The sequence below is a fragment of the Streptomyces sp. NPDC060027 genome, assembly GCF_042737005.1.
Taxonomy (GTDB): Bacteria; Actinomycetota; Actinomycetes; order Streptomycetales; family Streptomycetaceae; genus Streptomyces.
The window spans coordinates 1-13,889 of the sequence record NZ_JBHWVI010000230.1; the positions used below are offsets into that span (position 1 = coordinate 1).

The 13,889-nt window shown below is 73.1% G+C and carries 12 protein-coding genes; 3 read left to right on the forward strand and 9 right to left on the reverse strand.

Annotation, left to right across the window (positions count from 1 at the left end):
- The first annotated feature begins 40 nt into the window (after positions 1–40).
- Both ACFWBT_RS35875 and ACFWBT_RS35880 read left to right on the forward strand, forming a co-directional pair.
- Positions 41–1,432, forward strand: coding sequence for an FAD-binding oxidoreductase (locus tag ACFWBT_RS35875; RefSeq protein ID WP_385707143.1), 1,392 nt, complete (start codon positions 41–43; stop codon positions 1,430–1,432).
- A 91-nt stretch (positions 1,433–1,523) separates the two neighbouring features.
- Positions 1,524–3,152, forward strand: a complete 1,629-nt coding sequence (locus ACFWBT_RS35880; protein ID WP_385707144.1) for a PucR family transcriptional regulator — start codon at positions 1,524–1,526, stop codon at positions 3,150–3,152.
- A gap of 19 nt (positions 3,153–3,171) precedes the next feature.
- Here ACFWBT_RS35880 and ACFWBT_RS35885 read toward each other — a convergent pair whose 3' ends face one another.
- The 6 genes from ACFWBT_RS35885 to ACFWBT_RS35910 all read right to left on the reverse strand — a co-directional run bounded on the left by ACFWBT_RS35885 (position 3,172) and on the right by ACFWBT_RS35910 (position 10,183).
- Positions 3,172–4,308, reverse strand: coding sequence for a glycosyltransferase family 4 protein (locus ACFWBT_RS35885; protein ID WP_385707145.1), 1,137 nt, complete (start codon positions 4,306–4,308; stop codon positions 3,172–3,174).
- 568 nt (positions 4,309–4,876) lie between these two features.
- Positions 4,877–5,647, reverse strand: a complete 771-nt coding sequence (locus ACFWBT_RS35890; RefSeq protein WP_385707146.1) for a hypothetical protein — start codon at positions 5,645–5,647, stop codon at positions 4,877–4,879.
- Positions 5,648–6,035: 388 nt separating this feature from the next.
- Entirely contained in the window at positions 6,036–7,778 is a 1,743-nt protein-coding gene (recN, locus tag ACFWBT_RS35895; protein ID WP_385707147.1) for a DNA repair protein RecN, read from the reverse strand.
- A 265-nt stretch (positions 7,779–8,043) separates the two neighbouring features.
- The gene (locus ACFWBT_RS35900) at positions 8,044–8,949 is read right to left on the reverse strand and encodes an NAD kinase (RefSeq protein ID WP_385707148.1); all 906 of its coding nucleotides are present in this window, start codon (positions 8,947–8,949) and stop codon (positions 8,044–8,046) included.
- The gene (locus ACFWBT_RS35905) at positions 8,946–9,761 is read right to left on the reverse strand and encodes a TlyA family RNA methyltransferase (RefSeq protein WP_385707149.1); all 816 of its coding nucleotides are present in this window, start codon (positions 9,759–9,761) and stop codon (positions 8,946–8,948) included. Before ACFWBT_RS35905 ends, ACFWBT_RS35900 begins: the two co-directional genes overlap by 4 nt.
- A 77-nt stretch (positions 9,762–9,838) precedes the next feature.
- The gene (locus tag ACFWBT_RS35910; RefSeq protein ID WP_385707150.1) at positions 9,839–10,183 is read right to left on the reverse strand and encodes a hypothetical protein; all 345 of its coding nucleotides are present in this window, start codon (positions 10,181–10,183) and stop codon (positions 9,839–9,841) included.
- 42 nt (positions 10,184–10,225) lie between these two features.
- Here ACFWBT_RS35910 and ACFWBT_RS35915 point away from each other — a divergent pair, with 42 nt between their 5' ends.
- Positions 10,226–10,573, forward strand: coding sequence for an SCP2 sterol-binding domain-containing protein (locus ACFWBT_RS35915; RefSeq protein ID WP_385707151.1), 348 nt, complete (start codon positions 10,226–10,228; stop codon positions 10,571–10,573).
- Here the strand turns inward: ACFWBT_RS35915 and ACFWBT_RS35920 are convergent.
- From ACFWBT_RS35920 to ACFWBT_RS35930, 3 genes are read right to left on the reverse strand one after another with little or no spacing between them, the layout of a single operon-like run.
- On the reverse strand, positions 10,557–11,468 hold the full coding sequence (locus ACFWBT_RS35920; protein WP_385707152.1) for an ABC transporter ATP-binding protein: 912 nt from the start codon (positions 11,466–11,468) through the stop codon (positions 10,557–10,559). The two genes, ACFWBT_RS35915 and ACFWBT_RS35920, sit on opposite strands and share 17 nt — an antisense overlap.
- Positions 11,465–12,541 (reverse strand): FecCD family ABC transporter permease, encoded by a 1,077-nt coding sequence (locus ACFWBT_RS35925; RefSeq protein WP_385707154.1) that lies wholly within the window; start codon positions 12,539–12,541, stop codon positions 11,465–11,467. The genes ACFWBT_RS35920 and ACFWBT_RS35925 overlap by 4 nt, the downstream gene beginning before the upstream one ends.
- 11 nt (positions 12,542–12,552) lie before the next feature.
- Positions 12,553–13,596, reverse strand: a complete 1,044-nt coding sequence (locus ACFWBT_RS35930) for a FecCD family ABC transporter permease (protein WP_385707153.1) — start codon at positions 13,594–13,596, stop codon at positions 12,553–12,555.
- Between the last annotated feature and the right edge of the window lie 293 nt (positions 13,597–13,889).

The following is a 13,889-nucleotide window of genomic DNA, read 5'->3' on the forward strand; positions in this document are numbered from 1 at the left end:
CGGAAGGAGTCCTGTCCCCTCATGGAAGGGGGCGGCTGCCATGGCTCCCCTTTCGAAGGCGGGCGTGGCACTTGCCGCGCTCCGCGCCGATCTCTCCGGTGACGTGGTCACCCCCGACGATCCGGGGTACGACGAAGCCCGGACGATCTTCAACGCGATGATCGACCGGCGGCCCGCCGTGATCGCGCTGTGCGAGGGCGAAGCCGACGTGATGCGTGCCGTGCGGTTCGCGCGTGAACTGGATCTGCCGATCGCGGTACGCGGCGGCGGCCACAGCGTCTCCGGCATGTCGCTCAACGACGGCGGCCTGGTCATCGACCTCACCAGGATGCACACGGTCACCGTCCACCCCGGCTCCGAGACCGTACGGGTCGAGGGCGGAGCCCTGATGAGCCATCTCGACCGGGCCACGCAGCCGTACGGCCTCGCGACCACCGGCGGCCGTGTCTCGACGACCGGCGTCGGCGGCTTCGTCCTCGGCGGCGGCAGCGGCTGGCTGGACCGGTCCCTCGGCCTGGCCGCCGACAATCTGCTCGGCGTCGAGCTGGTGACCGCAGACGGTTCGCCGGTGCGTGCCACCGACCAGGAGAACCCGGAGCTGTTCTGGGCCCTGCACGGCGGCGGCGGGAACTTCGGCGTCGCCACGGCGCTGACCCTCAAGCTCCACCCGCTGCCCGAGTTCTCGATCGCCCTGGTGCTGTACCGGCCGGACACCGGCCCCGACGTGGTCCGCATCTACCGCGAGATCATCGAGAACGGGTCGCCTGAGGTGAGCGGCGGAATCATCTATATGACCGGCCCGCCCGAGGAGTTCATACCCGAGCACCTGGTCGGCAAGCGACTGTGCGGCGCGCTGGTCGCGTACGCGGGCGGCGAGGACGACCTGCGCAAGGTCGCCCAGCCGCTGCTGGCCCTGCCGCACGAGGTGGAGATCGTCACCGCCCTGCCCTACGCAGACTTCCAGTGCATGCTCGACGACCCGCCCGGCATGCGGAACTACTGGTCGGCGGAGTACCTGACCGGCGCGCCCGACGACTTCGTGGACGTCTTCTGCGCCCTCGGCGACGCCATGCCCGTCCCCACGGGCAACCAGCACGTGCTGTTCCCCCAGGGCGGCGCGATCGCCGCCGGACCGTCCCGCTTCCCTGTCCCCTACCGGGACGCGCCCTGGGCCGTGCACCCCTTCGGGGTCTGGGAGGACCCCGCCGACGACGAACGGTGCATCGACTGGGTCAGGAAAGTCCGCGCCGATGTCCAGCCGTGGAGCACCGGCGCGGTCTATCTGAACTTCATCGGGGACGAGGGCGCGGACCGCGTGGTGGCCGGCCTCGGCACCGAGAACCTCCGGCGGCTGGCCGCGGTGAAGACCGAGTACGACCCGGACAACGTCTTCCGCTTCAACCACAACATCGCCCCGGTACCGGCCGCCTGACCGCGGCGCTCCCCGGCACGCGCCGCCCGCGGCGGCACTCGTCACCGGCCGGAGATGCCTCCGGAACCCGTCCGCGGGTAGCGTCCGCTGCATGGACAGCCGTTACGACACCCAAGGCGCCGGAATCACCGTGCGGCGGGCCCTTGAGCTGCCCGGGCTGCGCAGCGGGCTGCCGGAGATCATCGCGGGGGCCGACCGGCTGCACCGGACCGTGCGCTGGGTGCACGCGGGCGAGGTACCGAACATCGCCTCGCTACTCAAGGGCGGTGAACTGCTGCTGACCACGGGATACGGTCTCGGCACCCGCCCGGCCGAACAGCGCGCGTTCGTCCGCACCCTCGCCGAGCGCGGTATCGCGGCGCTCGTCGTGGAACTCGGCCCACGCTTCGCCCGGCTGCCCGCCGCGCTCGTGGAGACGGCGAGATCCACCGGTCTGCCGCTGGTCCAGCTGCACCGCGAGGTGCCCTTCGTGACCGTCACGGAGGAGATCCACACCGAGATCGTCAACGGCCACTACGCGCTGCTCCAGCAGGCCGAGGAGGTGCACCGGCACTGCACCGAGGCCCTCCTCGGCGGCGGCGGAGTCCCCCAGGTCCTGCGCATTCTCGCCGACTTCAGCGGCAACCCGGTCTTCCTGGAGACGGCCGACGGGCAGCTCCTGTACGCCGCCGGGGCCGGCTCCGCGGGCGCCGACCCGCTGCAGGTCTGGGAGGGGCTGCGCGGCCAGCACAAGGAGGAGCCGCCCGCGGGGACCACTCTGGTGGACGTGCCCGGGGGCGGCCCGGGCACCGGTTCCGTACGGGCCCGGCTGGTTCTCCTGCCGGTCGGTGCCCCGGTCGCCCCGGTGCACCGGATCGCCGCCGAGCGGGCCGCCGGCATCCTGGCCGTCGTACTGATGCAGGCCCGCCAGGAGGAGGAACTCGCCGCGCGGGGCCGCGGCGACTTCCTCACCGACCTCGCCGAGGGCCGTATCGAGGCCGAGGACGCGCCCGCGCAGGCCCGTGTGCTCGGCTTCAAGCCCGGCACCGGCCCGATTCTGCCGGTCGTGATGCGACTCGCCGACGGCCTCGCTCCCGGGGGCGGCTGGGCGGTCCTGGCCCGCGCGGTCGCCGAGGAGCTGGCGTCGGTGGGTGTTCCGGTCCTGCTGGGCGTACGTCCCGTCGAGGGCCGTGTCCCGCTGCTGCTCGGTCTGCGCTCGGAGTCGGAACGGGGGGCCGTCGCGGACCGCGTCGCGGCGGCACTGCGCGCCGGTGTGGAGCGGGCGGGCATGCAGCGGCCCGGAGCACAGCCGCCGGTGGTGGTGGTCGGGGTCGCGGGCGGCTGGGCGGCCGCGTCGGCGGGCCTGCGGCACGCGGCGGAGACGGCGACGGCGGCCCAGGGCCTCTCGGACCGCCCCTGGTACGACGCCCGCCGCCTGGACATCGACCTGCTGCTGTGGCGGCTGCGCGAACACCCCGACCTGGCCGCCTTCGTGGACCGCGCGATCGGCCCGCTCCGCGACCACGACGACCGCTCCAAGCCGCCGTTGCTTCCCACCCTGCAGACGTACCTGGCGCACGCGGGCCGCAAGGCGGAGACCGCCCGCGAGCTGCATCTCAACCGGCAGACCCTCTACAACCGCCTCGCCAGGATCGGCGAGTTGCTGGGCACGGACCTCGACGACCCGCAGACGGTACTGGCGTTGAGCCTGGCGCTGCGGGCGCGCAGGCACGTTTCCTAGCCGGCGGCTTGTGCGCGGGTCAGCCCAGCGGCCGGGGCTGGGTCAACTCGTCGTAGACGCTCAGCACTTGGGCGACCGTCTCGTCCTCGGTCGGCCAAGTGGCGGCCTGCCAGGCACCCTTCTCGCGCAGGGTCTCCTGGCGCGCCGGGTCGGCGAGCAGTCGTACGACGGCGTCGGCGAGCGCCTTCGCGTTCCCGTACGGGACGAGTTCGGCCGCGTCGCCGACCATTTCGGGGATGCCCCCGACCGCGGTGGCGACGAGCGGCACGCGCGCGTGGAGGGCTTCCTGCACCAGGACCGAGCGGGACTCCCATCTGCTCGGCAGCAGCGCGAGGTCGGCGGCGGCGAGCAGCTCCGTGATGTCGTCGCGCCGCCCGATGAGCCGGACCGGCAGTTCCTCGTCCTCGATCCGGCGCTGGAGAACGGCGCGCAGCGGCCCCTCCCCCGCGATGACCAGCAGCGGCACGGGATCGAGGCGGCACCACGCACGCGCGGCGTCGAGCAGGGTGTGGTAGCCGCGGTGCCGGTCGAGCGAACCGACCGCCATGAGCAACGGACGGTCGGTCGAGCCGAGTTCGGCCCGCGCCTTGTGCCGGAACCGGTCGGGCTCCACGGGCTCGACGGGCGGGCGCGGCGCGGGAAGCGCGACGGCGGCGAGCCGCGCGTCGCGGGCTCCCCTGCTGCGGGCCCGGTCCACCAGGTCGGACGAGGTCCCGAGCACCACGGCGGCGGCCCTGGCGACCCGCCGCTCGAGGAGTCGCAGCACATGGGCCCGCGCACCGTCGGCCTCCGAGCGCGTGTGCCAGGTGACGACGAGCGGAACGCGCCGCCCGCTGAGGGCCAGGGTCGCCCGCAGCGCCGCGTGCAGCCCGTGCGCGTGCACGAGATCGGCGTCCGCGCAGGCCGCCCGGAGCGCGGACACGGAGGCGGGATCGCTGCTGCGGGGCACGGGAACGTGGTGCGCGCCCACCCCGGTGAACCCGTACACGCGATCCGCCTCGGAGGGAGAGCACACGGTGACCCGTACCCCCCGGGCGACCAGACCCGAGGCCAGCGACCGCACATGCGCGCTGCTGCCCGCGCTTCCGCCGCCGAGCACCTGCACGGTGCGCAGCGGCGACTGGCCGTGCGGTGAGTGGCTGCTCACGTGACTCACGTGGCCAGGGCTCCTGGGTCGGCGTCGGACGGTCGCAAAGAAACGTACAGAAGGATCGGGCTGAGGGGGTGTACCGGACGTCGTGCACCGCGTACTGCGCCAAGGATGCCAGGCCACACGGACGTTCCGGCACCGCCATCGCGACGAGGGCACGTCAGACGGGGCAACTCGGCGACGACGGTCACCCGCACGAGTGAGGAATAGGCCATTCTGGGGAGGCCCGAACCACAACAGGACCCACCCGGCACACCTCTGACCCCCCGTACATCGCGCGCCACCCCACCCCCAAGAGCCCCGAGCCCGCCGCGCGCCACTCTCCACCCAAGAGTCACCGGCCCCGCGCGAGCCACTCCAGCAGCCAAGAGGTGCCCGCACATCGCGAGCCACCCCGGCCCCCGGGAGCCACCCGCTCCACGCAAGCGGCTCCGAACCCCAAGAACCACCCCCGCATGGCGAGCCACACCACTGGCCAGGAGACACACGCGCAGCGCCGGCCCTCCCGGCGTCAATGAGGCATCCGCGCTGCGCGAGGCGCATCCCGCATGGCCCCGGCGCGTCACGGCCACCCTCACTCCCCGGCGCGCCCCAACGTCCTGGCCGCTTCGCTGACCTTCTCCCCCAGGACCGCCGCGGCCACCAGCGCCGCCGCGTGGGCGGCGAGCCCCGCCCTCCCGTTGCCCAGGACGACGGCCGTACCCAGTGTCGCGCCCAGCGCGTGCGCGCCCGTGTCACCGATCATCGCGCGCTCGCCGAGGTCGTCGGCGATAACGGCGGCGACGGCCCCCATCGCCACCGCGGACAGCCGGCCCGCACGCCCACCGCGCAGCAATCCGGGTGCGCCCAGTGCGAGGACGGCACCGGCGGCCCGCCCCGGCCGCACATCGACCAGGTTGACGAAGTGCGCGGTACCGGCGATCACGACGCCCGCGAGCACCTTGTCGACAGGTCGCTCCTTGAGCACCGCCCCGGCCACCAGCCCCGCCGTCGCGATCCCGAACAACTTGACCGCCCCGCTGGTCACTTCGCCGCCGCGCAGGGCCCCCAGGTGTGCCCGGAACCCCCGGCGCGGGTCATCCGCACCGGCGGCATCGTCGTACGCGCCGCAGGCACCGGCGACCGCGACGGCCGCCGCGGCGGCGGGGTGGACCCGTGCCGCTCCGAACGCCGAGCCCAGGGCGGTCGCGGGGCCCGGGTAGAGCCCGACGGTGCGCCCGGCGTAGTTGACGCGGCTCCAAGGGGCGGGGCCGCCCGGTGGATCGGAGCGCAGGGCCACGAAGCACGCGCGCGTGACCGCGGCAGCGGTACCGAATCCGAGACTCCGCCCCATACGCATGACCATGCGATCACCCTAGAGGCGGATGCGCCTCGCAGTGGGAGCGGTCGCGGGAGGGGACTCGCGCACGCAATCCGGGGCGCCCCTACCGAAGCGGACTGCGCCAGCCCCGGGGGCCCGAACGGCCGCAGGAACTCGTCCGTCCACGGCCAACCCCGCACCGCGCCCCGTCGGAGCGGGGCCGCGGACCGGGCGGGGCCCGAAGGTACGGAGCCGGCCGCCCCGGCCCACAGGGCGACGGGGTGCCGCCCGCCGCACTGGGGCAGGGCCCACCGGCCGGAGAGGCGGAAGGCCCGCCCGCCGGAGCAGGGAGACGGCCCGACCCTTGGAGTCGTGCAAGGCCCGCCCCACGGAGTGTTGCAACGCCCGCCCCACGGAGTGGCGGACCGCCCCGCTAACCGTCGGAGCGTGCAGTCGCCAGCAGTTCCTCCGCGTGGGCGCGGGCCGTCTCGGAGTCCTCCTGGCCGGCGAGCATCCGGGACAGCTCGCGGATCCGCTCCTCGCCCTCCAGCACCTTCACGCCGGACCGGGTCACCGACCCGTCGTTCGTCTTCTCGACCAGCAGCTGCCGGTCGGCGAACGCGGCCACCTGCGGCAGATGCGTCACGACCACGACCTGCGCGGTCCTGGCGAGCCGCGCCAGCCGTCGCCCGATCTCGACCGCGGCCTTGCCGCCGACCCCGGCGTCGACCTCGTCGAAGAGATACGTCGGCACGGGGTCCGTCCCCGCGAAGACGACCTCCACCGCGAGCATCACCCGCGAGAGTTCACCGCCCGACGCCCCCTTGGCGATGGGCCGCGGCGGCGCTCCGGGGTGCGGGGCGAGCAGCAGCTCCACCTCGTCGACACCGGCCGGGCCGTAGGCCACCGTGCGTCCGCCGACCTCCACCCCCTCCGGGTCGTCGGTCTGCCGGATCTCGAAGGACACGCGCGCGTGCGGCATGGCGAGCGAGGCCAGCTCGGCGGTCACGGCGGCGGCGAACCGCTCGGCCGCCTCCGTCCGGGCGTCCGTCAACGCCTGCGCGAGCCCGCCCAGTTCGGCACGCAGCGCGTCCCGCTCGGCGGTGAGCTCGTCGAGCCGGTCGTCGTCGCCGTCGAGTTCGGTGAGCCGCGCGGTGCTCCGCTCGGCCCAGGCGAGCACGGCGTCGATGTCCTGGCCGTACTTCCGGGTCAGCTGCGTGAGTGCGGCCCGGCGCTCCTCGACGGCCGACAGCCGCAGCGGGTCGGCGTCGAGGTCGTCGGCGTAGCCCGCGAGTTCCCCGGCCACGTCGCCGAGCAGGATGGCGATCTCCCCGATCCGCCCGGACAGCGTGGCGAGGGCCGAGTCGTGCGACCGTACGGCCTCAAGCGCCCGGTGAGCGCCCGCGACGAGCGTGGCCGCGTCGATGCCTTCCGGGTCCTCGGGATTGCCCGCCAGCGCCGCGTGCGCGGCCGTGGCGGCCGATGCCAGCGCCTCCGCGTGGCCGAGCCGCTCCGCCTCCGCCGCCAGCTCCACGTCCTCGCCCGCGCGCGGCTCCACCGCCGCGACCTCGTCGAGTCCGAAGCGCAGCATGTCGGCTTCCTGGGCCCGTTCCCGGGCACGCGTGGTGATCTCGTCCAGCTCGGCCGAGATGGCCCGCAGCCGGCGGTGGGCGCCCGCGTACTTGGCGAGCGGCACGGCGACCGCGTCACCCGCGTACCGGTCCAGGGCCTGCCGCTGCCGGGACAGCTTGAGCAGCCCCTGCTGGTCGGTCTGGCCGTGCACGGCGACGAGCTCGTCGGCGAGTTCGGCGAGCACGCCCACCGGCACCGACCGCCCGCCCAGATGGGCCCGTGAGCGCCCCTCCGCCGAAACGGTACGGCTGATCAGCAGCGCGCCGTCGTCGAGCTCGGCGCCGGCCTCCTCCGCCCGTACGAAGGCCGTCCCGCCCGCGGGTACGGTGATCCGCCCCTCCACGACCGCGCTCTTGGCGCCGATCCGTACGAGGGCCGGGTCCGCGCGCCCGCCCAGCAGCAGCCCGAGGCTGGTGACCACCATCGTCTTGCCCGCACCGGTCTCACCGGTCACGGCGGTGAAGCCGGGTGACAGCTCGACGACCGCGTCGTCGATGACTCCGAGCGACCGTATCCGCATCTCCTCCAACACGCCCCCGACCATACGAGGTTTTCCCAGCCCCGTGCGACGCCGCCCCCCGCAAAGAGAACCGAGCGTTACCTTCCGGGGGTGGTTTCGTTCGCCGGTTCTCCCCGAGCGCGCGGAGGTCGACCGGTCGGCCCCACCGTGGCGGAGTGAACCATGGAGGTGTGAGCCGTGGAGGTGTGGGCCGTGGAGGTGTCGGCCGTGGAGGCGTGACCGGGCGCGTCGGTCACCGCCCGCGCCGGGCGGCCCGGCACCCGGGCGGAACCCGGGGCCGGGCGCACGACTAGTGCGGCGCCCCGCGCCACCCGGAGACCGGCAGCGCGAACTTGGCCACGAGCCGGTCGGTGAAGGACGCGTGGTGCAGCCGGGCCAGCCGCACGGGCACGGCCCCGCGCCGCACCTCGACCCGCGCGCCGGGCGGCAGCTCGACTGACCGCCGCCCGTCGCACCACAGCACGCCCGGCGGAACGTGCGGCAGCACCTCGACGGCGAGCACCGAGTCCGGTGAGGTGACCAGCGGCTTGGCGAACAGGGCGTGCGCGCTGATCGGCACCATCAGCAGCGCCTCGACCTCGGGCCAGACCACGGGCCCGCCCGCGGAGAAGGCGTACGCCGTCGACCCGGTCGGGGTCGCGCAGACGATCCCATCGCAGCCGAACCCGGTGACGGGCCGACCGTCGATCTCCAGCACCACTTCGAGAAGCTTCTCGGCGGACATCTTCTGCACGGCCGCCTCGTTCAGCGCCCAGTCGGTGTGCACGATGTCGCCGTTGCGGTGCACGACCACATCGACGGTCATGCGTTCCTCGACCTCGTACGCCTTGGTGACGACCCGGTCGACGACCTTGTCCAGGTCATCGCGCTCGGCCTCGGCGAGGAAGCCGACCCGTCCGAGGTTGACGCCGAGCATCGGCACCCCGGAGGCCCGGGCGAACTCGGCGCCGCGCAGCAGCGTGCCGTCACCGCCCAGGACGATGAGGAGCTCGCAGCCGTCGAGGCACTGCGGAGTCGCCTCCTGGACCAGCTCCACCTCGTCCGACAGAGGCAGATCGGCCGCCTCGGCCGCGAGGACCCGTACGCCGATCCCTGAGCGCAGCAGCCCCTGGACAACCAGCTCGGCGCTGCGGATGGCTGCCGGCCGCCCGGTGTGGGCCAGCAGAAAAACAGTACGAGCTCGGGTCTGTGTCAACGCGGCCCCTCCGCCACTGCACGGTCAACGTCGGCCGGGTCGAGTTCGGGTGCCCCGGCACGCAGCCACAGAAAGTACTCGACATTGCCCGAGGGTCCGGGCAACGGACTTGCGGTCACGCCCTTCACTCCGAGCCCCAGCTCGCGGGCTCGCTCCGCCACGCCGCGCACGGCCTCGGCACGCAGCTCCGGGCTGCGCACGACACCGCCGCTGCCCAGCCGGTCCTTCCCCACCTCGAACTGTGGCTTGACCATCATCACCAGATCGGCATCCGGCGCCGCGCACCGCACAAGGGCGGGCAGCACCAGTCCGAGCGGGATGAAGGACAGATCCCCGACAACAAGGTCCACGGGCTCCCCATCGATCGCCTCCAACGTCAACTCGCGTACGTTCGTACGGTCCTTGACGGTGACGCGTTCATCGCTCTGAAGAGACCAGGCGAGTTGTCCGTAACCGACGTCGACGGCGACGACGTGGGAGACGCCCGCGCGCAGCAGGACGTCGGTGAAGCCGCCGGTGGACGCGCCGGCGTCCAGCGCCCGCCGCCCCTCGACCTTCAGCCCCTCGGGCACGAAGGCGGCGAGGGCTCCGGCGAGCTTGTGTCCACCGCGCGAGACGTAGTCGGGGTCGCTGTCGTCCTTGCTGACCACGATCGCCGCGGCGGTCTCGACCTGCGTGGCGGGCTTGGTCGCGAGGGTCTTGCCCACGCTGACCCTGCCCGCGGCGATCAGCTGTCCGGCGTGCTCGCGCGATCGGGCGAGCTTCCGGCGGACCAGCTCGGCGTCGAGGCGGCGGCGTGCCACTCCTGCCACGTTCGGTTCAGCTCCTGCGGTCGTACGGCGATGGAAGGCGGTGCCCCCGGAGGATCTCCGGGTTGCCCCGAAGGATCTCATTGAGGGCCGGCTGTCGGATGGGGGGCACCACCCAGCGGAGGCCGGGGAAGGGCCGGAGCCGGAGGTCCCTGGCGGACGTCCAGCGCGGTGAGCTCGTCGCGCAGCCCCCGGTGCACATCCTCGTACACCTCGACGTGTCCGTCCGTGGCGAGGTGGTCGGCGTCGGCCAGCCGGTCGAGCCGGGCGTCGACGTCGGCGTTGCCCGTGGGGACCCGCGGGACGTTCAGCGGGGCCGGTGCCGCGGGGTCGTACGCGGGTTCCGGTCCCGCTTCGGCGGGCACGCCGGGTTCCGCCGCCGGCACGGCCCGCGGGACCTCTCCCTCGGGAACTGAGTCGCTCATGCCCCGACGCTACCGCGAAGGGCTGCGGTACCGTCGATCACGATGGCGACGATTGAGGAGTGCCGCACCGCACTCGACAAGCTTTCGGACAACATGGCGAGCGCCGAGAGGGACGTACGCACTGCTGCGGCCCTGGACCGCTCGCTGAGCTGCCGTATCACCGACCTGGACACCACCTTCGTGGGCCGCCTCAAGGACGGCCGGATCGAGGTGCTCGACACGCTCCAGGGCCCGCCCCCCGACAAGGCCCAGATCCGTCTCACCATGAAGGGCGACGACCTGGTGTCGATGGTGAACGGCGAACTGAACTTCGCGAAGGCCTGGGGCTCGGGCCGGGTGAAGCTGGAGGCGAGCCTGCGCGACCTGTTCCGGCTCAGGACCCTTCTGTAGCGGCCGCGACGGCGCGGACCCGTGCCCTGCGTGCCGCGGGCACCACGAGCGGTGTCCCCGTCTCCGGGTCGTCGATGACCTGGCAGCGCAGCCCGAAGACCTCCTCGACCAGAGCGGCCGTGACGATGTCGTTCGGCGCGCCCTCGGCGATGACCTCGCCGCCGCGCAGGGCGATCAGATGGGTGGCGTAGCGGGCCGCGTGGTTGAGATCGTGCAGCACGGCGACCAGGGTGCGGCCCCGCGTCTCGTGCAGCTCGGCACACAGGTCGAGGACGTCGATCTGGTGCTGGATGTCGAGGTAGGTCGTCGGCTCGTCCAGGAGGAGCAGCGGGGTCTGCTGCGCGAGCGCCATCGCGATCCACACCCGCTGGCGCTGACCGCCCGACAATTCGTCGACATAGCGATCGGCCAGGTCGGCGACACCGGTCGAGGCCATCGACTCCTGGACCACCCGCTCGTCCTCCGCCGACCACTGGCGCAGCAGGCCCTGGTGCGGGTAACGGCCCCGGCCGACCAGGTCGCCGACCGTGATCCCGTCCGGCGCGATCGACGACTGCGGCAGCAGCCCGAGGGTGCGCGCCACCTTCTTCGCGGGCATCGACTGGATGGCCTGTCCGTCGAGCAGCACGCGCCCCTCGGAGGGCTTCAGCATGCGTGAGAGGGCGCGCAGCAGCGTGGACTTGCCGCAGGCGTTCGGACCGACGATCACCGTGAAGGAGTTGTCGGGAATCTCCACCGACAGCTTTTCCGCGATGACGCGCTGGTCGTAGCCGAGGGTGACGTTGTCGGCGGACAGGCGGTTCACAGTGCTCCTCTGGATGTTCTCGTACGCCTGGTCGTTCGCACGCGCCGCGTTCTTCGCGCCGCTCACGGCCGGGTTCGCCGGGCCGCTCATATCCGGCCCGCCTTGCGCTCGGTGACCAGCAGCCACAGCAGATAGACGCCGCCGAGGACTCCGGTCACGACGCCGACGGGCAGCTGGTCGGCGCCGAAGGCCCGCTGCGAGGCCCAGTCCGCGACGACGAGCAGGGTCGCGCCCATGCACATCGACGGCACCAGGTTCGGCCCGGGCGACCGGGTGAGCCGCCGGGCCAGCTGCGGCGAGGTGAGCGCCACGAAACCGACCGGTCCCGCGGCGGCCGTGGCACCGGCGGTGAGCAGGACGGCGGCCACCATCAGCAGCAGCCGGGTCCGCTCGACGCGCACACCGAGGGCGTACGACACGTCGTCGCCCATCTCCATCATCCGCAGTCCGCGCGCGTTGCCGAGGACGAGCGGGACGAGGACGGCGCACATGATGAGCAGCGGCCAGACCTGCGCCCAGTCGCGGCCGTTGAGGGAGCCGGTCATCCAGACGACGGCGCGGGTCGCGTCGACGATGTCGGCCTTGGTGAGCAGATAGCCGTTGACCGCCGTGACGATCGCGGAGACACCGATGCCGACCAGGACCAGCCGATAGCCGTGCACTCCCCGCTTCCACGCGAGCAGATAGATGGCGAGCCCGGTCACGAGTCCGCCGACGAGCGCGCCGAGGGCGACCTCGGTCGCGCTGCCCGAGAACAGCACGATCATGATGAGGGCGCCGGCCGTGGAACCCTGTCCGAGCCCGAGCACGTCCGGGCTGCCCAGCGGATTGCGGGAGATGGACTGGAAGAGCGCTCCGCCCAGTCCGAGCGAGGCCCCCACGAGCAGCCCGACGAGAACACGGGGCAGCCGCAGGTCGTTGACGATGAACTCCTGGCTCGCGCTGCCGTTGCCGGCCAGGGTCTTGAGCACGTCGCCGGCCGGGATCGGGAAGTCGCCGGTGCCGATGAGCACCACGCCCGCTGTGGCCGCGGCCACCAGCAGCAGCACGACCACGACGAACGTCCGGACGTCGAGGCGGACGGACAGTCCGCCACCCGTGCGGACGGCCCGCAGGCGGCGCGTGGGAAGGGTCCGGCCACGTGGCGCGCGGACACTTCGGATACGTGGGGTCGTCACAGCTGCGCCGTCCTCCGTCGCCGTACGAGAAAGATGAAGACCGGACCGCCGAGGATCGCGGTGACGATGCCGACCTGAAGCTCCGCCGGCCGGGCGATCATGCGCCCGAGAACATCGGCGCCGAGCAGCAGCACGGGCGACAGGACGGTGGCGTACGGGAGGATCCACCGCAGGTCGGGACCGGTGAAGGACCGGACCACGTGCGGGACCATCAGCCCGACGAACACGATCGGTCCGCAGGCGGCGGTCGCGGCCCCGCACAGCACGGTCGCGGCGGCCATGGACAGCGCTCGGGTGCGATTCAGGTTGGCGCCGAGCGCGCGGGCGGTGTCGTCGCCCATGGCCACGGCGTTCAGGGGCCGGGCGAGCGCCAGCGCGAGAAGGGTGCCGACGGCGAGGAAGGGGGCCACCTGTTCGATCGTCGAGTCGGTCGCCGAGGCGAGCGAACCGACCGTCCAGAAGCGCATCTTGCCCAGCGCCGCGTTATCCATGATCATCACGGCCTGCAGATAGCCGTACAGCGCGGCGCTGATGGCGGTTCCGGCCAGCGCGAGCCGCACCGGCGTCGCACCCCGGCTGCCGCCCAGGAACCAGACCAGCGCGCCGACCGCAGCCGCTCCGACGAAGGCGAACCAGACGTAGCCGCTCAGCGAGGTGACACCGAAGTAGGTGATCGCGGTGACGACCGCGGCGGACGCGCCCGCGTTGATGCCGAGCAGACCGGGATCGGCCAGCGGATTGCGGGTGAGCGCCTGAAGGACGGCGCCGGACAGCCCGAGCGCGGCGCCGACCAGCAGTCCGAGGACGGTGCGGGAGATCCGGTCACCGACCACGACGTCGGAGTACGTCCCCGAGTCGTGGAACAGGCCGTGCCACACCTGGTCCAAGGGCAGCGCTTTCGCCCCGATCGCGATGCTCGCCACCGCGACGAGCAGCAGGACACCCACCGAGACGAGGAGCCCAAGGGTCCGTATCGCCCGGCGGTTCGGGGGCGCGGGAGCGGTCTCCGCGCGCTGTTCAGGAGGACTGTCGACCAACACGAGGTTAGGTTAGCCTACCCTCGCATTGTCTCCGGATGCACCCTACACACTCAGCCCGCCACCGCCGCCCAGGTCAGCACCACTTCGGGCCGTGGCCCGGCCGCCCCGAGAGCAACGGCCGAGCCGGTGCCCGCAGTCGGGCCGGTACTCGCAGTCGGGCCGGTCGGACCCGCGTCGACGTCCCCGGCGCCACCGGCGCCTAGTGCCGCGACAGGCAACGTTCGCCCCGTCGCGACTCCCGGCACGCACTCTCGCCGCACCGGCCGAAAGCCCAAGTACATCCAGTACGAGGA

What these genes read in the sequence shown, in the direction of transcription:
- ACFWBT_RS35910 (WP_385707150.1), bottom strand. Translation starts at nt 10,183, where the DNA reads ATGAGCGACTCAGTTCCCGAGGGAGAGGTCCCGCGGGCCGTGCCGGCG.
- ACFWBT_RS35875 (WP_385707143.1), top strand. Translation starts at nt 41, where the DNA reads ATGGCTCCCCTTTCGAAGGCGGGCGTGGCACTTGCCGCGCTCCGCGCC.
- ACFWBT_RS35880 (WP_385707144.1), top strand. Translation starts at nt 1,524, where the DNA reads ATGGACAGCCGTTACGACACCCAAGGCGCCGGAATCACCGTGCGGCGG.
- ACFWBT_RS35890 (WP_385707146.1), bottom strand. Translation starts at nt 5,647, where the DNA reads ATGGTCATGCGTATGGGGCGGAGTCTCGGATTCGGTACCGCTGCCGCG.
- ACFWBT_RS35920 (WP_385707152.1), bottom strand. Translation starts at nt 11,468, where the DNA reads ATGAGCGGCCCGGCGAACCCGGCCGTGAGCGGCGCGAAGAACGCGGCG.
- recN (WP_385707147.1), bottom strand. Translation starts at nt 7,778, where the DNA reads ATGGTCGGGGGCGTGTTGGAGGAGATGCGGATACGGTCGCTCGGAGTC.
- ACFWBT_RS35915 (WP_385707151.1), top strand. Translation starts at nt 10,226, where the DNA reads ATGGCGACGATTGAGGAGTGCCGCACCGCACTCGACAAGCTTTCGGAC.